A 21,567-nucleotide genomic window follows, 5' to 3' on the forward strand; every position below is an offset into this window, starting at 1 on the left:
GTGCATGAAGGACAGTGCTGACGAAGGAGGCGCATGAGTTACGTCGCGGCGATCGACGTCGGCGGCACCACGATGAAGGGCGGGTTCGTCACCAGGGACGGGACGATCCACGCGTTCGAACGCCGCCCCACCCCGCGCGCCGACGGCCCGTCCGCCGTCGTCGCCGCCGTCTCCGCCTTCGTCGCCGACCTCGCCCGCCCCCGCGACGGCGTGCGCCCCCTCGCGGTGGGGCTCGCCGTCCCCGGCCTCGTCACGCCCACCCACGCCGTCTTCTCGGCCGCGTTCGGCTGGCGGGACGTGCCCGCCTCCGCGTTCGCGGCGGACGTGCCTGTCCCGGTCGCGCTCGGGCACGACGTCCGGTCCGCCGGGGAGGCGGAACTCGCCTACGGGGGCGACGTCCGGTCTGCCGGGGACGCGGGGCTGGCCTACGGGGGCGACGTACGGTCTGCCGGGGATGCGGCGCTGGCCTACGGGGACGGTAGGCGGGACGTGTTGTACCTGCCCATCGGGACGGGCATCGCGGGCGCCGTGGTGCTGTCAGGGGCCCTCTACGGGGGCGCGGGCGGCTGGGCCGGGCAGATCGGGCACATCCCGGTGCGTCCCGGCGGGGTGGCCTGCGGGTGCGGGCAGCGGGGCTGCCTGGCCGCCTACGCCTCCGGAGGGGCGCTGGCGGCGCGGTGCGGGGTGGACGGCGCCGAGGAGGTGCTGCGGCGCTTCCTGGACGGGGACGCGCGGGCCGCCGAGGTGTGGGGTGAGGCCGTGGAGGCGCTCGCCCTGGCGCTCACCACCTACACGCTGCTGCTCGACCCGGCGGCCGTGGTGATCGGGGGCGGGGTGTCGCAGGCCGGTGAGGCGCTGCTCGCGCCGCTGCGGGCCGCGCTGACGGGGCGGCTGGCCTTCCGGCGGGCGCCGGAGGTGCGGGCGTCGTCCCTGGGGGCCCTGGCTGGGCTCATGGGGGCGGGGCTGCTGGGGTGGCGGGCGGTGCCAGGTGCGTCGGGACGTTCGTGAGGCAGGCGCGGAGCTCTTCGCCGAGTGCCTTCGCCTGGGGGTCCATGCGGGGGCTGGCGGCCACGCCTCTGCCCAGTAGGCCGTGGATGACGAAGTTCAGTGCCTTGAGGTTGGGGAAGGCGTGGCGGTCTATGCGGTAGGGGGTCAGGGCTGGGAGGAGGTTCTTCAGCGTTTCTGGGGTGAGGTGGGCGGACAGCCAGTCGTAGCGGGCTGTTGTGTCGGTCCACACGCCCAGGTTGGCGTTGCCGCCCTTGTCTCCTGAACGGGCGCCTGCGATGCGTCCCAGGGGCATCGTGGTCGTGGCGCTCGTGGCGCTCGTGGCGCTCGTGGCGCTCGTGGCGGTCGGGTGGCCGGGTGGCCGGGCGCCGTCCGCGGGCGCCGAGCTCCGCCGCACACCGTCTCGCCGACCCGGCGCTGGGAGAGACGCGGGTGCGGCGTCGCACGGCACCGCGCCCACCGCCACCGCGTCCGCCGCCGCGCCCATCGCTGTCGCGTCCGCCGCCGCTGCGCTCGCCGCCTGCGCGCTGGCCGTTTCCCCCGCGTGTGCTGCGCCCGTCGTGCCCGCCGCGTGTGCTGCGCCTGCCGCGCCCGCCGCCGCCTCCGTGTTGGCCCCGCCCGCTGCGCTCGTCGCGTCCGCCGCTGTCGCGTCCGCCGCCGCTGCGCTCGCCGCCTGCGCGCTGGCCGTTTCCCCCGCGTGTGCTGCGCCCGTCGTGCCCGCCGCGTGTGCTGCGCCTGCCGCGCCCGCTGCGTCCGTCGCCGTCGCGTCCGTCGCCGTCGCGTCCGCCGCCTGGGCGCTGGGCGTGCCCGGCGTGTGCGCTGCGCCTGTCACGCCCGGCGCGGGTGCTGCGTCGTCGGTGGTCAGCGCGTTCGTGGGTGGGGTGGGGAGTTCCTTGCCGTCGAGGAACACCCGGGGGTGGACCTCCGACGCAGGGATCAGCACCGGCCAGTACACCCCGTACGGCGAGGCGTTGCCGGGTGGGGAGAGGCCGTAGAAGCCCGGGTAGCTGGCCAGCCCCGTCTCCACCACGGCGGCCGAGAAGGCCCGCCCCACCAGGCGCTCGTCCGCCGACATGACCGTGATCCGCAACAGCCCGGAGTCCGTGAGCGTGACGTCCACCTCGTCGAACGACTCGCGCGGGACCCGGGCCCACAGCGCCTCCTGCGCCACCCGCGCCTTGGCGGCCACGTCCAGTCCCGTCAGGACGAGCGTCATCGTGTTGCGGTAACCACCGAGGTAGTTCACGGCGACCTTCACCGTGCCGGGCGGCGGCTCACCGCGTACCCCCGAGATCAGCACCCGATCGGGCCCGTCGTCCGTCAGGGTGATGGTGTCGAAGCGGGCCACCACGTCGGGCCCCAGGTAGCGCGGCCCGCCCAGCTCGTACACGAGCTGCGCCGTGACCGTGCCGACCGAGACCAGCCCGCCGGTGCCCGGGTGCTTGGTGATGACGGACGAGCCGTCCGCGCGCAGCTCGGCGAGGGGGAAGCCGCAGTGGGCCAGGTCCGGGACGTCCTGGAAGAAGGCGTAGTTGCCGCCCGTCGCCTGGCAGCCGCACTCGATGACGTGGCCCGCCACCACCGAGCCCGCCAGCGGGTCGAGGTCGTCGGCGCTCCACCCGTACCGCCAGATGCCGGGACCCGTCACCAGGGCGGCGTCCGTGACGCGGCCGGTCACCACGACGTCCGCGCCCGCCGCGAGGGCGGCGGCGATGGGCCGGCCGCCGAGGTAGGCGTTGGCGGTCAGCGGGGTGGCGGTGAGGTGCTCGCCGGTGTCGGCGTTGACGAGCGGGAACGGGCGGCCGGTGAGGTCGTCGCCGGCGACGTGCGCGATGGACGGGGACAGTCCGAGGCGGCCGGCCAGCTCGTGCACGGCCTCCGCACAGCCGACCGGGTCGAGGCCGCCCGCGTTCGTCACGATCTTGATGCCCTTGTCGAGGCAGGGGCCCAGGACGTCCTCGAGCTGACGCAGGAACGTCGGCGCGTAGCCGGGGCGACCCTTGAGCCGGTTGCCGGCCAGGATGAGCATCGTCAGCTCGGCCAGCCAGTCGCCGGTGAGCACGTCGATCGGGCCGCCCTCGACCATCTCCCTGGCGGCGGAGAGCCGGTCGCCGTAGAAGCCGCTGCAGTTCGCGACGCGCAGCACCATGGTCAGCCCTCCTCGGGCACCCAGGCGGGCGGGCGCTTGGCCATGAACGCCGCGATGCCCTCCTGCCCCTCCGCCGAGGTGAAGCGCTCGGCCGACAGCTCGCTCATCCGCCGCAGCCCGTCCTGGAACGACATCGCCGGCACCTCCCTGACGAGCCGCTTGGTGATCGCCAGCGCTTCCGGGCCGCCCATCGTGAGCATCCCGGTGTAGCGGGCCACGGCCGTATCGAGCTCCTCCGGCGGGACGGCCGCCGACAGCAGGCCGATCTCCACCGCGCGGGCCGCGTCGAAGACCTCGCCGGTCAGGAAGTACTCGGCCGCCGCGCGGGGGCTCAGCCTGCGCAGCACCGGCACGGCGATCATGGCGGGCGCGACGCCGAGGCGTACCTCCGTGAACGCGAACGACGCCGTCAGCGGCGCGACCGCGAAGTCGCACGCCGCCACCAGCCCCAGGCCGCCCGCCCGCGCGGTGCCGTTGAGCCGGCAGATCACCGGCTTCGGGCTCTCCCAGATCGTCTCCAGGATCTCCGGGAACGACGTCGTGACGGGCGCACCCGAGGCGCGCTGCTCCTTGATGTCGGCTCCCGAGCAGAACACGTGCCCCGTCGCGGTCAGCACGATCACCCTGGCCGCCGGCTCGGCCAGCGCCCAGGCCAGCCGGTCGGCCAGCTCGGCGAGCAGCCGGGTGGACAGCGCGTTGCGGTTGTGCGGCGAGTCCAGCGTGATCGTCGCGACGCCGCCCGCCAGCTCCTTGTGCACCAGGTCCGTCATGCGTCTCCCACCTGTTCCTCGCGCACCGGGCCCGTCATGAGTCCCCCTCCTGGATGATCGCCAGCACGGCTCCGGCGTCCACCTGGCTGCCCTTCTCCACGTGCACGGCGGACACCACGCCGCCCGCCGGGGCGGTGACCCGGTGCTCCATCTTCATCGCCTCCAGCACCAGGACCGCCTGGCCCTTCACCACCCGATCACCCGGCTCCACCTCGACCCGCAGCACGTTACCCGGCATGGGGGCCAGGAGGGAGCCGGGCGCGACGTGTTCGGCGGGTTCGGGCAGGCGCGGGACGGGGGTCAGCTCGGCGTGGCCGTCCGCGTGGTCGACGCACACGCTGCCGGGGTAGTGGCTGATCTCGTACGTGCGGCGCAGGCCGTCGCATTCCAGGATCACCCGGTACGGGGCCGCGTCCGTGACGGTGACGCCCTCGGGGAGCGGGTCGTAGGTCACCTCGCCGATCTCCTCGAAGCGGAGGGTGCGGGGCTGGGAGCGGACGTTCCGCCAGCCGCTGGGGAGGCCGGGCAGGACGCGGGCGCGGCTGCGGTTGAGCGCCGCGAGCGCGAGGGCGGCGGCGAGCCCGGCGCCCTCGTCGATGACCGCAGGAGTGGCCCGGAGGGGACCCTCAGGAGACAGAAAACCGGTGTGCGTGTCACCCGCCACGAAATGCCGATTCGTCAGGATATTCACAAGCAAATCGCGATTCGTGGTCAAACCGTGCAACCGCGCCCCGCGCAACGCCGCCACCAGCCCGCGCACCGCCTCCCCCCGAGTCGCCCCATGCGCCACCACCTTGGCCAGCAACGCGTCGTAGTGCGGCGACACCACCGACCCCGACTCCACCCCGGCGTCCACCCGCACCCTGCCCGGGATCTCGAACCGCCGCAACACCCCGGCCTGCGGCACGTACCCGGCGTCCTCCGCGTACAGCCGCGCCTCGACCGCCCACCCGGACGGCGACGGCGGCGCGGCGGGCAGCGCGGCGCCCTCCGCCACCTCGATCTGCAGCCGGACCAGGTCCACCCCGTACACCAGCTCGGTCACCGGATGCTCGACCTGGAGCCGGGTGTTCATCTCCAGGAACGCCACCCGGTCCGCCGCGACCAGGAACTCCACCGTCCCGGCTCCGACGTACCCGATGGTGCGGGCCGCGCGGACCGCGGCCTCGTACAGCAGCGAACGCGTCGCGTCCGGGACGCCCGGCGAGGGGCACTCCTCGACCACCTTCTGGTGCCGCCGCTGCACGCTGCACTCGCGCTCGCCCAGCGCCCACACCGTCCCGTGCCGGTCGGCCAGCACCTGGACCTCCACGTGCCTGGCCCGCTCCAGCAGCGGCTCGGCGAACACCGTGCCGTCGCCGAAGGCGGCGGCGGCCTCCCGGCGCGCCGACTCCACCGCCTCGGCCAGCTCCCCCGGCTCGCGCACCACCCGCATGCCGCGCCCGCCGCCGCCCGCCGACGCCTTCACCAGCAGCGGGAACTCCTCCGGGGCGGCGAGGTCGAGCGAGGGCAGCACCGGCACCCCGGCGTCCGCCATCAGCCGCTTCGCCCCGATCTTGACGCCCATGGCCGCGATCGCCTCGGGCGGCGGGCCCACCCACACCAGCCCGGCCGCCAGCACCTCCCGCGCGAAGTCCGCGCTCTCCGACAGGAAGCCGTAGCCGGGATGCACGGCGTCCGCACCCGAGGCCCGGCAGGCCCCCAGGAGCCGCGCCACGTCCAGGTACGTGTCCGCCGGGCGGGTGCCGGGCAGGCGTACCGCCAGGTCAGCCTCGGCCACGTGCGGCGCGTCCGCGTCGGCGTCGGAGAACACCGCCACCGTGGAGATACCCAGCTCACGGCAGGTGCGGAAGACGCGGCGGGCGATCTCGCCCCGGTTCGCGACGAGCAGGCGGGTGATCACGGCCGGAACACCCCGAACCCCGCCGCCTCGGGCACCGGCGCGCTGTTGATCGCCGACAGGCACAGGCCCAGCACCGTACGGGTGTCGCGCGGATCGATCACCCCGTCGTCGTACAGGCGCCCCGACAGGAAGAAGGCCAGCGACTCGGCCTCGATCTGCGCCTCCACCATCGCCCGCATCGCCGCGTCGGCCTCCTCGTCGAACGTCTGCCCCCTGGCCAGCGCCGAGGCCCGTCCCACGATGGACAGCACCCCGGCGAGCTGCGTGGGGCCCATCACCGCCGACTTCGCGCTCGGCCAGCTGAACAGGAAACGCGGGTCGTAGGCGCGCCCGCACATGCCGTAGTTGCCCGCCCCGTACGAGGCGCCCATGACGACCGTCAGATGCGGCACCGTCGAGTTGGACACCGCGTTGATCATCATGGCGCCGTGCTTGATGATGCCGCCCTGCTCGTAGTCCTTGCCGACCATGTAGCCGGTCGTGTTCTGCAGGAACAGCAGCGGCGTGCGCGACTGGTTCGCGAGCTGGATGAACTGCGTCGCCTTCTGCGACTCCTCGCTGAACAGCACCCCGCGCGCGTTGGCCAGCACCCCCACCCGATAGCCGTGGATCCGCGCCCACCCCGTCACCAGCGAGGCCCCGTACAGCGGCTTGAACTCCTCGAAGACGCTCCCGTCCACCACCCGCGCGATCACCTCACGCGGGTCGAACGGCACCTTCAGATCCTCCGGCACGATCCCCAGCAGGTCGTCCGCCGCGAACACCGGCTCCGCCACGTCCGGATCGGGCGCGCGGCCCAGCTTCCGCCAGCCCAGCGAGGCGATGACGCGCCGCCCGATCCGCAGCGCGTCGTACTCGTCCTGCGCCAGATAGTCGGCCAGCCCGCTCACCCTGGCGTGCATCTCGGCGCCGCCCAGCGACTCGTCGTCGGACTCCTCGCCCGTCGCCATCTTGACCAGCGGCGGACCGCCCAGGAACACCTTGGCCCGCTCCCGCACCATCACCACGTGGTCGCTCATCCCCGGCACGTACGCGCCGCCCGCCGTCGAGTTGCCGAACACCAGCGCCACCGTCGGCACCCCCGCCGCCGACAGCCTGGTCAGATCGCGGAAGATCTGCCCGCCCGGGATGAAGATCTCCTTCTGCGTCGGCAGGTCCGCGCCGCCGCTCTCCACCAGATTCACGTACGGCAGCCGGTTGCGCAGCGCGATCTCCGCCGAGCGGAGGGTCTTCTTCAGCGTCCACGGGTTCGACGCGCCGCCGCGCACCGTGGGATCGTTCGCCGTGATCACACACTCGACGCCCTCGATCACCCCGATGCCCGTCACCACGCTCGCGCCCACAGGGAAGTCGCTGCCCCACGCCGCCAGCGGCGACAGCTCCAGGAACGGGGAGTCGGGGTCGAGCAGCAGCTCCACGCGCTCCCTGGCCAGCAGCTTCTTGCGGGCGCGGTGCCGCCGCACGTACTTCTCGCCGCCGCCCGCCACGGCCTTGGCGTGCTCGGCTTCGAGGTCGGCCAGCTTGGCGAGCATCGCCTCGCGCCTGGCCCGGTAGTCGTCGCCTTCGGGGTCGAGGCTGGTCCCGACGATCATGTCAAGCACGCTAGCTCAGGGATGGAACGAGCCGCCACCCTGTGGTGGGTGGCGGCTCGATCGCGTTCTGGGTCAGGTGCAGTGGCTCCAGCCGGACTTCCAGGTGTACGGGCCCCACGTGCCGCCCCAGATCACGCACTTCTTGGCGGCGGCCAGCCGGACGGGGCCGGCGTACGCCGTGAAGTTGCCTGGATTGCTTGCGGAGGAACCGCCCTTGACCTGGAGAATCGCGTTCATCTTGGCCTTGTTGGGATAGACGTAGCGCGACATGGTCACCACGCAGTTCTTACCCGCACTGCTGTTGTACAGCAGGTAGATCGTGGCGTTGTTGCTCCCCAGCACCCGCGAGTTGATGACCTTGTAACCGGAACCACAGACCGAGGCCACCTTGTAGGGGTTGGGCTTCAAGGTCTGGGCCGGCTTGCCAGTCGGGTGCAGGGTCACCGTCGGTCCTTGGGACGGCTTCTCCGTAGGCTCGAGGTCCGGCTCGATCAAGGTTGTCTTCTTGGTCTTGGACGGCTTGGGCGTGGGAGTTGGCTCGGGCCGCTTCGTGGTGGTCTGCGGGCGGGGAGCCTGCGTCACCGGGTCGGGAACCTGAGCGATGGGCTCCTTCGTCGGCTTCTTGGTCTTCTTCGTCTCTTCCGGCTCGACGTCCAGCGTCGGCACCGGGGCCGTGCTGTCCGTGGGGAACGTCACCGGAGGGGACTGCTCGACCGGGGCTTCGCCGGGCTGGCCTGCGCCTGAGCCGCCGTCGCTCTCGCTGGCGGAGTTGCCCACCGCGACTATCGGCGTCTGCTTGCTGTTGGCCTGTACGACTACGGCGCCGACCACGACCAGCAGTGCGGCTGCTGCGGCGCCTGACAGGGCGAGGGTGAGGGTGCGGCGTTGCTTGGCGGGTGCGCCGCCGGCGGGACGCGTACCGGCCGCACCACCGGGGCCTGCCGCGCCGCCCGGGCCGGTCGGGCCGTTGGGCCTGCCGGGACCGCCCGCTCCGCCGCGACCGCCCGGGCTTGCGGGGCCGCCGTGGGGGCCCGCCTGGAAGGGCTGGCCGGGACCGTGAGGGGCGGCTGCCTGCTGACCGCCGTTGGGGCCGCTGGGCATCCCAGGACCGCCGGGCATACCGGGGGCGTGCGGCATCCCGCCGTGCGGCGCGCCGCCCTGAGCGGGGCCGCCGTGCGGGCTGTTGCCTGCGGGGCCGCCGAAGGGCATACCGGCCTGAGGCCCGTTGCCTGGCGCGCCAGCCTGAGCCGGGTTGCCCGGCGCGCCGCCCTGTGCCGGATTGCCGGGCATGCCGCCCTGTGCCGGGTTGCTTGACGCGCCAGCCTGACCAGGGCCGCCCGCCGGGCCGCCGTGCTGAGCGCCGCCCTGGGCGGGGCTGCCCTGGACCGGGCCGCCGTGCGGCGCGCCGGCACCAGGCGCGCCCTGGGCCGAGGCTGCCTGGTGGCTGTAGTCGCCGGTCTGCGGGAGGGGAAGCTGCTGAGGCCCGGTCGGCTGATGCCACGGCCCTGGGTAGTGATCCTGCCCCGACGCACCCTCGACCCGGGTCGCACCGGCAGCAGCCGCAGCCGCCGCGGCGGCGGCCCCCGCGGCTTTCTGGTTGCCCGTGACGGGCTCGACGGCGGCCTTGGGGGCGGGCTGGCCCGTGAGGTGGACGATCAGCTCGTCGGCGCTGGGCCGCTGCGCCGGGTCCTTGGACAGGCAGGCGGCCACCAGCTCACCCAGCAGCCCCTCCATCTTGCCGAGCTCCGGCTCCTCGTTGAGGATCCGGTTCATCACGACGGGAATGGAGTCGGCCCCGAACGCGGGCTTCCCGGTGGCGGCGAACACCATGGTGACGCCCCAGGCGAACACGTCGGCCGCCTCGGACACCTGCGCCCCGCTGAGCTGTTCGGGCGCCAGGTAGGAGGGTGTTCCCATGGCCATGCCGGTGGCGGTGGCGCCGGGGGAGTCGAGGGCCCTGGCGATGCCGAAGTCGATCACGACGGGCCCTTCGGGGCCCATCAGGACGTTGGCGGGCTTGAAGTCGCGGTGCAGGATGCCGGCGCGGTGGATGGCCGCGAGGGCGGTGGCCGTGCTGATGGCCAGGCGTTCCAGGGCGGCGCCGCGCCGCGGGCCCTCGTTGATGACCATCTCGCGCAGGGAGGGCCCTGGCACGTACTCGCTGACGATGTACGGCTTGCTGCCGTCGAGGTCGGCGTGGAGCACTGGAGCGGTGCAGAACCGGGCGACGCGCTGCGCGACCGCCACTTCGCGCAGGAAGCGCGTCCTGGCGTCGGCGTCCGCCACCAGGGCCTGGTGCAGCAGCTTGACGGCGACCTGTTCCCCCGAGTCGCTCTTGCCGAGATAGACGATGCCCTGGCCGCCCTCGCCGAGCCGGGCGACGATGTCATACGCCCCCAGCCGCCGCGGATCGTCCGCCGCCAACGGCTGGAACTGATTCACGTCGGACCCCCATCACAACCCAATAGATGTGGCAAGACGCTACCAGCGTGAACCTTGGGGCGTCTGCCGGACCTGTCAGAAGTTTCACCTTTTGACGAGATAAGTCAGGCTTTCGTCGCAGGTCGTGTACGCCTCGACGCCCAAGGTCACGGCTTGGTGAAGGGAACGGTCTAGATCGCCTTGCCGGGGTTGAGGAGGCCGAGGGGGTCGAACACGCCCTTGATCCCCCGCTGCAGCTCATGCGCCACCGGCCCCGCCTCCAGCGCCAGCCAGCGCTGCTTCAGCAGCCCCACGCCGTGCTCCCCGGTGAGCGTGCCGCCGAGCTCCAGCGCGTCCTTGAACACCTGGTCCGCCGCGGCCCACACCTCGGGGGGCGGTTCGAGGGTGCCGTGCTCGAAGATGAAGACCGGGTGCAGGTTGCCGTCGCCGGCGTGCGCGACCGTGGCGATCCGCACCCCGTGCCGCGCCGCGGCGGCCTCGATCCGGCCGATCATCTCGGCCAGCGCGGAGCGGGGCACGCACACGTCCTCGACCAGGCAGGCGCCCTGCCGCTCCTTGGCCCCGTACGCCAGCCGCCGCAGCCCGATCAGCTCGTCGGCCTCCTGCGGGCTGGAGGAGACGGCGACGAAGGAGGCGCCGTTCTCGGTGCAGATGCGTTCCATGCGCTCGACGGCGGCCTGGCTGTCGGCGGCGTCGGACTGGCCGATGAGCATGGCCTGGGTGGTGGGTTCGAGGCCGATGTTGCGCCACTCGTCGATGGCGGCCAGCGTGGCCCGGTCGAGCAGCTCCATGAGCGACGGCTGGCAGCCCGCCGCCATGATCGCCGAGACGGCCGCTCCGGCGTCCCGGAGTGAGGAGAAGTCGGCCGCGAACGTCGCGGGCGGCGTCGCGGGCGCGCGCCGCAGCCGCACGGTGGCGGCGGTGATCACGCCGAGCGTGCCCTCCGAGCCGACGAACAGCCCGGTCAGGTCGTAGCCGGTGACGCCCTTCATGGTGCGCCGCCCGGTGTTCAGCACCCGGCCGTCGGCCAGCACGACCTCCAGGCCGAGCGCCGAGTCCCTGGTCACGCCGTACTTCACGCAGCGCAGCCCGCCGGCGTTGGTGGCCAGGTTCCCGCCGATGGTGGAGATCTCGTACGAGGACGGGTCCGGCGCGTACATCAGCCCGTGTGCCCTGGCGGCCTTGTCCAGGTCGGCGGTGATGACGCCGGGCTCGACGACGGCGATCTCGTCGGCGGGGGACAGCTCCCTGATGGCCGTCATCCTGGCCAGCGAGAGGATGAGCGAGCCGTCGCCGGCCACGGACGCGCCGGCCAGGCCGGTGCCGCCGCCGCGCGGCACCACGGGCACCCGGTGCTCGGTGGCCCACCTCATGGTGGTGACCACGTCGTCGCGGGAGGCGGCGAGCACGACGCCGAGCGGTTTGCCGGGCTCGAGGAAGGTGCGGTCGCGGGCGTAGGAGTCGATCACGTCGGGGTCGGTCAGAACGCGGGCATCGGACAGAGCGTCCACCAGGGCATCAATCGGTCTCACACTATGCACCCTATGGTTTGCGCAGCGCGTTCCTTAAGGCCAGACTGCCCGGGTGAAAGTCGGGTGCCCGGTGTGTACGGAGGCTGACCAGGTTGTCGCGGTTCCCGGGGCGGTGGCGGCCGGGACGACGTACAAGATAGGGCGGGTCAGGTTACCGGGCACGCGCGAGGTCGCGGACCTGCCCACGCAGGCGGCGCTCGGCGCGTCCAAGCACGTCATGAGCCGCACGCAGCTCGCGGTGTGGCTGTCGTTCCCCAGTCGCCACTACACGCCGTGGGCCAGGAACCAGGGGTACGTGCTGCTGCTGGTCGCGGCGCTGGTGCACCTCGTCGTGTCGCTGGTGATCGCGATGGGCCAGGACCCGAACTGGGGCGAGGTGCTGCTGGCCCCGTTCTGCCTGACGGGCCTGTTCTGGGGGTTCGGCCTGCTGAACGTGCTCGGCGCGCACGGCGCGCGCAAGCGCGACACGCTGGAGGCGCCCGCCAGGGAGAAGGCGCTGGGCGTCTGGGAGGCCCTGCTCTACTGCGCGCGCGACAACGTCGTCTTCGAGCCCGGCGTGGACGTGACGTTCCACCCGAGCGAGACGCGCGAGTACATCTTCGGCTTCAGGAACGGCGGCGGCCCCCGCCCCTGAACAGGGCGGAGGCCGCGTGGCCTGACAGGGTCAGGCGTGCTCCTCGGCCACCAGGCGGACGCAGACGGCCAGGCCGTCGATGGCCTGCTCCAGCTCCTGGAGGTCCGGGTAGGTGGGCGCGATCCTGATCGTGCGGTCGTCGGGGTCCTTGCCGTACGGGTGCGTGGCCCCGGCGGGCGTCAGCGCGATGCCGGCCGCCTTGGCCTTGGCCACCACCTCGGCGGCGTGCGGCACCTCCAGGCTGATGAAGTAGCCGCCCCGCGGGCTGGTCCAGGTGGCCAGGTCGCCGAGCCGCTCGGTCAGCACCTTGTCGACCAGCTCGAACTTCGGCCCGATCAGCTCGGCGTGCCGCCGCATGTGCGCGGCCACGCCGGCGCCGTCACGCAGGAACTCCACGTGCCGGAGCTGGTTGATCTTGTCGGGTCCGATCGACTGCTTCGAGGTGTTGTGCAGGAACCACTTCACGTTCGCCGGCGAGCCGCCGAAGAACGAGACGCCGGAGCCGGCCAGCGTCACCTTCGAGGTCGAGGCGTAGACGAACACCCGGTCGGCGTTGCCGGCCTCGGCGGCCAGCGCCAGCAGGTCGGCCAGCTCGTCGGGGGTGTCGGTGAGGTGGTGCACCGCGTACGCGTTGTCCCAGAAGATCCGGAAGTCGGGCGCGGCCGTGGACATGGCGGCCAGCCTGCGCACGGTCTCGTCGCTGTAGGTGAGGCCGGACGGGTTGCTGTACTTCGGCACGCACCACATGCCCTTGACGCTCGCGTCCTCGGCGACCAGGCGCTCGACGACGTCCATGTCGGGGCCCTCCGCGTTCATCGGGACGGGGACCATCTTGATCCCGAACCGCTCGCAGATGGTGAAATGCCGGTCGTAGCCGGGCACCGGGCACAGGAACGTGATCTCCGGCTCCTCGACCCAGCGGCGCGCGGCGCCGGGCACCGGGCTGAGCAGCGCGTGCACCACGGTGTCGTGCATCATCGCGAGGCTGGAGTTGCCGCCGACGACGAGCTGCTCCGCCGGCACCTGCACCAGCGGCGCGAACAGCTCGCGCAGCTCGGCCAGGCCCTGGAGGTTGCCGTAGTTGCGGCCGTCCGTGCCGTCGGCCGCCCGGTACGTCGTGGGCAGTTTCAGCAGATCATCGGAGAGGTCGAGCTGGCGCGGCGACGGCTTGCCCCGGGTGAGGTCGAGCGAGAGCCCTCGCTGGACGAGGTCGGCGTAGTCACGCTGGGCGGTCACGAGCATCTCCTCCGATTCTGTGTGGCCTACGAAGGATAGAAGATGTCACCAGGTAGGCCGGTAGATATCCGCAATGTGGACTCCCCCGCGCCCAAACCTTCGCAAGGCAATCACAAAGAACGCCTAGCCGAGCGGCGATCGTTGGCGTGGAATGGGTAGATCGGGGCAGGCCCAACTCCGCGTCGGAGGGAGCAGCCGTGACGACCGTTCGAGAGTCCTCGATCGAGCAGGTCAGGCGCCGTCGTACCGGGACCATCATCGCCTCCTGGCTGTCGACGACCGACCACAAGGTCATCGGGTACCTCTACCTGATCACCTCGTTCGGGTTCTTCCTCATCGCGGGCGTCATGGCCATGTTCATGCGGGCCGAGCTGGCCGCGCCCGGCATGCAGATCGTCTCCCAGCAGCAGTACAACCAGCTCTTCACCATCCACGGCACGCTGATGCTGCTGATGTTCGCCACCCCGCTGTTCGCCGGGTTCGCGAACGTGGTGATGCCGCTGCAGATCGGCGCGCCCGACGTGGCCTTCCCGCGGCTGAACGCGGTGGCGTACTGGCTGTTCCTGTTCGGCGGGCTGATGGTGGTGGCCGGGTTCTTCACGCCGGGCGGCGCCGCCGACTTCGGCTGGTTCGCGTACACGCCGCTGTCGTCGGCGACGTACTCGCCGCAGATCGGCGGCGACCTGTGGATCATGGGCCTGGCGCTGTCGGGGCTCGGGACGATCCTCGGCGCGGTCAACTTCATCACCACGATCATCGGCATGCGCGCGCCCGGCATGACCATGTTCCGGATGCCGCTGTTCACCTGGAACGTCCTGCTGACCAGCATGCTCGTGCTGATGGCGTTCCCCGTGCTGGCCGCGGCGCTGCTGGTGCTGGAGGCGGACCGCAAGCTGGGCACGCAGGTCTTCGTGGCCGACAACGGCGGGCCGCTGCTGTGGCAGCACCTGTTCTGGTTCTTCGGCCATCCCGAGGTCTACATCATCGCGCTGCCGTTCTTCGGGATCATCACCGAGGTCATCCCGGTCTTCAGCCGCAAGCCGATCTTCGGCTACATGAGCCTGGTCGGCGCCACCATCGCGATCGCCGGATTGTCGATGACGGTGTGGGCGCACCACATGTTCCCCACCGGGCAGGTGCTGCTGCCGTTCTTCTCGTTCATGACGTTCCTCATCGCGGTGCCGACAGGGGTGAAGTTCTTCAACTGGATCGGCACGATGTGGCGGGGCCATCTGTCGTTCGAGACGCCGATGCTGTTCGCGGTCGGCTTCCTCATCACGTTCCTGCTGGGCGGCCTGACCGGGATCATCCTGGCCTCACCGCCGCTCGACTTCCACATCAGCGACACCTACTTCGTCGTCGCCCACTTCCACTACGTGGTCTTCGGCACCGTCGTGTTCGCCATGTTCTCGGGCTTCTACTTCTGGTGGCCCAAGATGACCGGCCGGATGCTCGACGACCGGCTCGGCAAGCTGCACTTCTGGACGCTGTTCATCGGCTTCCACACCACGTTCTGGGTGCAGCACGCGCTCGGGCAGCTCGGCATGCCCAGGCGCTACGCCGACTACGGCCCCGCCGACGGCTTCACGGCGCTCAACGAGCTGTCCTCCATCGGCGCGTTCCTGCTGGGCGCCTCGACGCTGCCGTTCCTCTACAACGTGTGGAAGACCGCCAGGTACGCGCCCAAGGTCACGCTCGACGACCCGTGGGGCTACGGCAACTCCCTGGAATGGGCGACGAGCTGCCCGCCGCCGCGCCACAACTTCACCCGCATGCCGCCCATCCGCTCGGAACGCCCGGCCTTCGACCTGCACTACCCGCACGAGAAGCCCGAGCAGCCCGAGCCGCTGGACGAGAAGCCGGAAGCGGAGCAGGGCGGCGCTCCCGAGGTGCCGCCGCGCCAGGACGAGCCCGGCTGACCCCTCCTCCATGATGTTTCGCCTATCTAGGGAGATCGGCGATGACAGGCACGAAGATTCCCTTCGACCCCGAGACGGCCCCCTGCGGGAAGAAGTCCGGAGGTGATCGCCTCGTCGACGACGACGGCTACGGCCTGGTCATCCGCGACCAGCTCTTCGACTGCGGCTGCCGGCGCATCCGGCACGAGTACCACGACGGCAGCATCCATCTGTCGGCCATCCGCCACGACGGCAAGCGGGTGAAGGACCCGATACAGCCGGACCAGGGGAAGTGACGTCCATGATCGACGTGCTCATCGTCGGGGGAGGCGGAGCCGGGCTGCGGGCGGCCGTCGCGGTCGCCGAGACGGACCCTGCGCTGAAGGTGGCGGTCGTGTCGAAGGTCTACCCGATGCGCAGCCACACCGTCTCCGCCGAGGGCGGCGCCGCCGCGGTGATCGGCGCCGGCGACACGCTCGACGAGCACTGCTACGACACGATCTCCGGCGGCGACTGGCTGTGCGACCAGGACGCGGTGGAGGCGTTCGTGGCCGAGGCGCCCAGGGAGCTGATCCAGCTCGAACACTGGGGCTGCCCCTGGAGCCGCGAGAGCGACGGCCGGGTGGCGGTGCGGCCGTTCGGCGGGATGAAGAAGATGCGCACCTGGTACGCGGCCGACAAGACCGGCTTCCACCTGCTGCACACGCTCTTCCAGACAACCCTGAAATATCAGGACATCATCAGGTACGACGAGTGGTACGTCACCAAGCTCGTCGTCGACGACGGCCGCGTCCACGGCGTCGTGGCCGTGGAGCTGCGCACCGGCCGCATCGAGACCATCCCCGCCAGGACCGTCATCCTGGCCACCGGCGGCTGCGGCAAGGTCTTCCCCTTCACCACCAACGCCGCGATCAAGACCGGCGACGGCATGGCGCTGGCCTACCGGGAGGGCGCGCCGCTGAAGGACATGGAGTTCGTCCAGTACCACCCCACCGGCCTGCCGTTCACCGGCATCCTCATCACCGAGGCGGCCAGGGCGGAGGGCGGCTGGCTGATCAACAAGGACGGCTACCGCTACTTACAGGACTACGACCTGGGCAAGCCCACGCCCACCCCCAAGCTGCGCAGCATGGAGCTGGGCCCGCGCGACCGGCTGTCGCAGGCGTTCGTGCACGAGCAGCACAAGGGCCGCACCGTTGACACCCCGTACGGGCCCGTCGTCTACCTGGACCTGCGCCACCTGGGCGAGGGCAAGATCGACGCCCGCATCCCGTTCGTGCGCGAGCTGTGCCGCAGCTACCAGAACCTCGACCCGGCCACCGACCTCATCCCGGTACGCCCGGTCGTGCACTACATGATGGGCGGCGTCCACACCGACCTAGACGGCGCCACCCCCATCGCGGGGCTGTACGCGGCCGGGGAGACGGCCTGCGTGAGCATCAACGGGGCCAACCGGCTGGGCTCCAACTCGCTGCCCGAGATCCTGGTGTTCGGCCGCCGGGCGGGTCTCGCGGCGGCCTCGTTCGCGAAGGAGCACCGCGAGGGCGAGCCGCCGGCCGTACGCAGTCAGGGGGGTGACGAGCGGCGGCGGCTGGAACGCGGGCGCGACAGCGGCGGGAACGGCGAGCGGATCGCGGACCTGCGCGAGCAGATGCAGCACACGCTCGAAGGGGCGGCCGGCATCTACCGCACGGGCGACGAGCTGGCCAAGGCCGTGGACACACTGGCGGACCTGCGCGAGCGGGCCGCCGAGGCGCGCGTCGAGGACGGCAGCACCGCCTTCAACACCGAGCTGACCAGCCTGCACGAGCTGCACTGCATGCTGGAGATCGCGCAGACGATCGTCGCCTGCGCGCTGAACAGGCAGGAGTCGCGCGGCGCGCACCAGCGCACCGACTTCTCCGCCAGGGACGACGAGGCGTTCCTGGCGCACTCGCTGGTGCACCGCGCGCCCGACGGCACGCCATCGGTCGGCCTGCTGCCCGTGACGATCACCCGCTGGCCTCCGGGAGAAAGGGTCTACGGCCGTGACTGACACCACGCCATCGGTACGGCAGGAGGCGGGCACGCGGACGATCCGGATGGAAGTGGCGAGGTATCGGCCGGGGCAGGACGCCGAGCCGGTGTTCCAGGGCTACGACGTGCCGCTGATGAGCGACTGGGCCGTGCTCGACGGGCTCAACTACATCAAGGACCAGCTCGACGGCAGCCTGTCCTACCGCTGGTCGTGCCGGATGGGCGTGTGCGGCTCGTGCGGCATGACGGTGAACGGTGAGGCGCGGCTGACCTGCGGCACCTTCCTCACCGAGTACGGCGAGGGGCCGGTCAGGATCGAGCCGCTGAAGGGGTTCCCGGTGATCAGGGACCTGGTGGTGGACATCGAGGACTTCCTGGCCAAGCTGTCGTCCGTGCGCCCTTGGCTGATCAGGGAGGGCGAGGACCTGCCGCTGACCGCCGAGTACGCGCAGACGCCCGAGCAACTGGAGGCGTACAAGCAGTACAGCATGTGCATCAACTGCCTGCTGTGCTACTCGGCCTGCCCGGTGTACGTGCTCGACCCCGACTTCCTCGGCCCGGCCGCCATCGCGCTGGCGCAGCGCTACAACCTGGACTCGCGTGACATGGGCGACCGGTTCGACGTGCTGAACCAGGACGACGCGGTGTGGGGGTGCACGTTCGTGGGCGAGTGCACGAAGGTGTGCCCCAAGCACGTGGACCCGGCCGAGGCGATCCAGCGCTACAAGCTGACCGCCGCCCTGCGCTCGGTGCTGCCGTGGAGCAGGCGATGAGGAACGACGTCACTCCGGGCGCCGTCTACCGGCCGCGGCGCGACAACCTGTGGTTCGCCCGCACCCGCAACTACACGATCTTCGTGCTGCGCGAGCTGACCAGCGTCTTCGTGGCCTGGTCGATCGCCTTCCTGCTGATGCTGATCGCCGCGGTGCTCGACGGCTCCCTGGCCGCCTTCGCGGCGCTGGCCGCGCGGCCCTGGATGATCGCGCTGAACGTGCTGGCCCTGGCGGCGACCGCCTTCCACGCGGTCACGTTCCTCAACCTCGCGCCGAAGGCCACCGTGGTGCGGCTCGACGGCTACCGGCTGCCCGCGTGGATGATCCAGGGCGGCAACCACTCGTTGTGGCTGGCCGTGTCCCTGGTCATCACGTTCTTCGTGCTGAGGGGTTTCCGATGAGGCGGACGCTGGAGCCGTACCTGTGGCTGCTGTTCAGCGGCGGGGGAGTGGTGGCGGCGCTCGTGCTGCCGGTGCTGGTGCTGCTGTTCGGGGTGCTCATGCCGCTCGGGATCGTGGACTGGCCGACCGCCGAGCACCTGCGCGGGCTGCTGAGCAATGTGCTGGTCAGGCTGGCGCTGGTCGTGATCGTGGTGCTGTGTCTCTTCCACGCCGCGCACCGCATCCGGCACACCAGTGAGGAGCTGCTCGGCATCGCCAGGTTCGACCTGCTCATCGCGCTGTTGTGTTACGGCGGGGCGATAACGGGCGGGGTGCTCTCGGTGATGTTGATGTTCTGAAATGTCGTAGTTTGATCACGTTTCAACAACGTACTTTACGTTGGGTTGACGCACCCCTTAGCGTCCGGCATTGCACACCCTATGGCCATGCGCCCGGCGATCCCGGGCAGAGAGGGTTCCTGGTGCCACGTACTAAGCGCCTGTTAGCAACGTTCCCGGCGGTCGCCCTCCTTGGCGCCGCCCTGTCCGCGCCGCCGGCCGCCGCGACGTCCGTCGCGAGTTACCAGCCCACGGCCTCGGACTACTACATCAACTACGCTCCGCCGGCCGTCCCCCAGGACACCGAGGAGCCGGCGGTCGACAACGCGAGGGCCCGCTCGCTGACGCCCGCCCAGAAGTTCGACAGGAAGTTCAACAGCGGCAACCCGGTCACCGGCCGCATCCTCGCCGCCCGCGAGCAGCAGGCCATCAAGACCGGCCGCAACCCCGCTGAGTGGATCTTCAAGAACACCAAGCAGGCCAAGACCGCCAAACTCCTGACGGTCCTCGTCGAGTTCAACGAGCAGGCCAACGACGACTTCTCCGGCTACAACCGGCTCCGCAGCACCCAGAGCGCCCCCGACGACTGCGTCGTCGAGCCGCCGGGCACGCTGCAGAACGGCCCGCTGCACAACCAGATCCCCGACCCGGCCACGCTGCCGCACAAGGACAACAACTCCTTCTGGGTCAAGGACTTCAGCACCGCGCACTTCAACAAGATGCTCTACACCGACAAGGGCATCACCGAGCGCGTGCGCCCGGACCTGAAGGACCCGCGCGACGGCAAGCCCGGCATCGACATCTCCGGCTTCACGATGAAGAAGATGTACGAGGAGATGTCCAAGGGCGCCTACTCCGTCACCGGCTCGGCCGTCGGCTGGATCAAGGTGCCGCACTCCGAGGCCTGGTACGGCGCCGCCGCCTGCGGCAACGCCCCCCAGGACATGTCCGGCCACCCGGACAACCCGCTCGGCGCCCAGCAGCTCCCCATCGACACGGTGAACGCGCTGGCCCAGGCCCAGCCCGACTTCCCGTGGGCCGACTACGACGTCGAGGACATCTCCGACGCCGACGGCGACGGCAACTACGCCGAGCCCGACGGCGTGATCGACCACCTCGTGCTCGTGCACGCCGGCAAGGACAAGTCGTCCGACGGCGGCGCCCAGGGCACGTACGCGATCTGGGCCCACTCCAGCGCGGTGGCCGGCGGCTACAAGGTGCCCGGCACCGACGTCAAGATCTCCAACTACATCGTGCAGCCCGAGGACTCCGGCGTCGGCGTCTTCGCCCACGAGTACGGCCACGACCTCGGCCTGCCCGACCTGTACGACACCTCCGGCGCGGCCAGCTCCGCCGTGGACTTCTGGGACCTCATGTCCAGCGGCTCCCACTCCGGCCCGATCTTCCAGTCGATGCCGAGCCACATGGGCCTGTGGGACAAGTGGGTGCTCGGCTGGGCGAACCCGAAGACGTTCAACCCCGGTGACGCCGCCAAGCTCGTCACCGTCGGCCAGTCCTCGCGCACGCCCAAGCTCACCCAGGACGGCGTCCGCGTCAACCTGGCCTCCACGCCGCTGAAGATGATCGACGTGCACAGCGGCTCCAACGCCTGGTGGAGCGGCCTCGACCAGGACTGGGCCAACCTCAGCCTGCAGCGCGACCTGCCCGTCCCCGCCGGCACCGATCTCAAGCTGTGGATGTGGAACAACTACGAGATCGAGCAGGACTGGGACTTCGGCTTCGTCGAGGTCTCCACCGACGGCGGCCAGACGTGGACCCAGCAGAAGGTCTACGACGAGGCCGGCAACGAGGTCACGACGCCGGACGACTACCCGGACCCGTACAAGAACCTCAAGACCTTCGGCAACAAGAAGTACGGCCTCACCGGTGACACCGGCGGCGCCTGGCGGCACGACTACGTCAACCTGACGCCGTTCGCCGGTCAGACGATCAAGCTGCGGCTGACGTACAACACCGACGCCGCCTACCAGATGCGCGGCTGGCACGTGGACGACTTCGAGCTCACCAACGGCGGCGCCGCCGTGTGGAGCGACGACGTCGAGACCGACACGGGCTGGAAGCCCCTGCACGGCACGTTCACCAACACCAGCGGCACCGGCTGGACCCGCAACAACGGCGAGCGCGAGATCGAGCGCTTCTACCTCGCCGAGTGGCGCAACTTCGACGGCTTCGACAAGGGCCTGCAGTACACCTACGACACCGACTACCTCCGTGAAGGGGCGTGGAAGGTGCAGAAGGTGAAGTACAACGCGCCCGGCCTGCTCGTCTGGTACCGCGACTCGACGTACATCAACAACAACGTCGCCGACACCCTGCGGCAGCCGCCGAGCCTCGGCCCGAAGGGCAGCCTGCTCGTCGTGGACTCCCACTTCGAGCCGCTGCGCAGGACCGGCGTCGCGGCCGAGAAGGACACGACCCTGCAGAAGAACCTGCAAGGACGGGTGCAGACCTCCAACGCCGCGTTCGGGTTCGGCAAGACGTACCCGTTCAAGGAGTGCCTGGAGGCGGCGAACGAGCCGTACAGCGAGTACTGCACGGACTTCCCGGCGCAGAAGGGCGTGTCCACGTTCACCGACGCGAAGACCTGGTACCCGGGTCTTGAGGTGATCAACGGCGGGCTGTACTACCGGGACGCCGACGCCTCCGTGGTCGTGCCGTCCAAGGGCGACCAGACGTACACCACCCGCGTGGTGCACCAGGACGGCACCCCGGCCACCGAGCTGTACGGCCAGGTGGCCGCCGGCTCCGTCCTCGGCACCGGCAACCCCGGCGACGAGGGCAAGGCGCTGGGCGTGCAGTTCAAGCTCGTGAGCCCGCTGCCCGGCAACCTGGGCGCGATCGTTCACGTCGTCCCCCCGAAGAAGTAATGATTCAGGGG

16 protein-coding genes are annotated in these 21,567 nt (G+C 71.0%); 9 read left to right on the plus strand and 7 right to left on the minus strand.

Annotated elements, in window-relative coordinates; all coding sequences use genetic code 11:
- Positions 1–33 precede the first annotated feature (33 nt).
- Positions 34–1,008 (plus strand): ROK family protein, encoded by a 975-nt coding sequence (locus ABD331_RS02505; RefSeq protein WP_344470536.1) that lies wholly within the window; start codon positions 34–36, stop codon positions 1,006–1,008.
- Here the strand turns inward: ABD331_RS02505 and ABD331_RS02510 are convergent.
- The 6 genes from ABD331_RS02510 to ABD331_RS02535 all read right to left on the minus strand — a co-directional run bounded on the left by ABD331_RS02510 (position 950) and on the right by ABD331_RS02535 (position 11,393).
- Entirely contained in the window at positions 950–3,154 is a 2,205-nt protein-coding gene (locus tag ABD331_RS02510; protein ID WP_344470537.1) for an acyclic terpene utilization AtuA family protein, read from the minus strand. The two genes, ABD331_RS02505 and ABD331_RS02510, sit on opposite strands and share 59 nt — an antisense overlap.
- A gap of 2 nt (positions 3,155–3,156) precedes the next feature.
- A complete protein-coding gene (locus ABD331_RS02515; RefSeq protein WP_344470538.1) occupies positions 3,157–3,924 on the minus strand; it encodes an enoyl-CoA hydratase-related protein in 768 nt (255 codons plus the stop codon).
- 34 nt (positions 3,925–3,958) lie between these two features.
- On the minus strand, positions 3,959–5,827 hold the full coding sequence (locus ABD331_RS02520; RefSeq protein WP_344470540.1) for an ATP-binding protein: 1,869 nt from the start codon (positions 5,825–5,827) through the stop codon (positions 3,959–3,961).
- Entirely contained in the window at positions 5,824–7,419 is a 1,596-nt protein-coding gene (locus ABD331_RS02525) for an acyl-CoA carboxylase subunit beta (RefSeq protein WP_344470542.1), read from the minus strand. The genes ABD331_RS02520 and ABD331_RS02525 overlap by 4 nt, the downstream gene beginning before the upstream one ends.
- Before the next feature lie 72 nt (positions 7,420–7,491).
- Complete coding sequence (locus ABD331_RS02530) at positions 7,492–9,861, minus strand: serine/threonine protein kinase (RefSeq protein WP_344470544.1); 2,370 nt, start codon at positions 9,859–9,861, stop codon at positions 7,492–7,494.
- Positions 9,862–10,031: 170 nt separating this feature from the next.
- Positions 10,032–11,393, minus strand: coding sequence for an FAD-binding oxidoreductase (locus ABD331_RS02535; protein WP_344470546.1), 1,362 nt, complete (start codon positions 11,391–11,393; stop codon positions 10,032–10,034).
- A 70-nt stretch (positions 11,394–11,463) separates the two neighbouring features.
- On the opposite strand from ABD331_RS02535, the gene ABD331_RS02540 reads away from it, so the two are divergent.
- The gene (locus tag ABD331_RS02540; RefSeq protein WP_344470547.1) at positions 11,464–12,027 is read left to right on the plus strand and encodes a hypothetical protein; all 564 of its coding nucleotides are present in this window, start codon (positions 11,464–11,466) and stop codon (positions 12,025–12,027) included.
- Positions 12,028–12,057: 30 nt separating this feature from the next.
- Here the strand turns inward: ABD331_RS02540 and ABD331_RS02545 are convergent, their stop codons facing one another.
- A complete protein-coding gene (locus ABD331_RS02545) occupies positions 12,058–13,269 on the minus strand; it encodes an aspartate aminotransferase type Ic (protein WP_486348503.1) in 1,212 nt (403 codons plus the stop codon).
- A gap of 191 nt (positions 13,270–13,460) precedes the next feature.
- Between ABD331_RS02545 and ctaD the strand changes: the two genes are divergently transcribed.
- The 7 genes from ctaD (at position 13,461) to ABD331_RS02580 (ending at position 21,556) form a co-directional block, all read left to right on the plus strand.
- On the plus strand, positions 13,461–15,182 hold the full coding sequence (gene ctaD / locus ABD331_RS02550; protein WP_344470548.1) for an aa3-type cytochrome oxidase subunit I: 1,722 nt from the start codon (positions 13,461–13,463) through the stop codon (positions 15,180–15,182).
- A gap of 41 nt (positions 15,183–15,223) precedes the next feature.
- On the plus strand, positions 15,224–15,457 hold the full coding sequence (locus ABD331_RS02555; protein ID WP_148433964.1) for a hypothetical protein: 234 nt from the start codon (positions 15,224–15,226) through the stop codon (positions 15,455–15,457).
- A gap of 5 nt (positions 15,458–15,462) precedes the next feature.
- Positions 15,463–17,196 (plus strand): fumarate reductase (quinol) flavoprotein subunit, encoded by a 1,734-nt coding sequence (gene frdA, locus ABD331_RS02560; RefSeq protein ID WP_344470549.1) that lies wholly within the window; start codon positions 15,463–15,465, stop codon positions 17,194–17,196.
- Positions 17,189–17,950: a succinate dehydrogenase iron-sulfur subunit gene (gene sdhB, locus ABD331_RS02565; RefSeq protein ID WP_344470550.1), complete on the plus strand. Its 762-nt coding sequence runs from the start codon at positions 17,189–17,191 to the stop codon at positions 17,948–17,950. The genes frdA and sdhB overlap by 8 nt, the downstream gene beginning before the upstream one ends.
- Positions 17,947–18,351, plus strand: a complete 405-nt coding sequence (locus ABD331_RS02570; RefSeq protein WP_344470551.1) for a hypothetical protein — start codon at positions 17,947–17,949, stop codon at positions 18,349–18,351. The genes sdhB and ABD331_RS02570 overlap by 4 nt, the downstream gene beginning before the upstream one ends.
- Positions 18,348–18,689 (plus strand): fumarate reductase subunit FrdD, encoded by a 342-nt coding sequence (gene frdD, locus ABD331_RS02575; protein ID WP_344470552.1) that lies wholly within the window; start codon positions 18,348–18,350, stop codon positions 18,687–18,689. The genes ABD331_RS02570 and frdD overlap by 4 nt, the downstream gene beginning before the upstream one ends.
- Positions 18,690–18,811: 122 nt before the next feature.
- Entirely contained in the window at positions 18,812–21,556 is a 2,745-nt protein-coding gene (locus ABD331_RS02580; RefSeq protein ID WP_344470553.1) for an immune inhibitor A domain-containing protein, read from the plus strand.
- The last annotated feature ends 11 nt before the right edge of the window (positions 21,557–21,567 follow it).

The organism is Nonomuraea monospora (assembly GCF_039531895.1).
GTDB lineage: Bacteria > Actinomycetota > Actinomycetes > Streptosporangiales > Streptosporangiaceae > Nonomuraea > Nonomuraea monospora.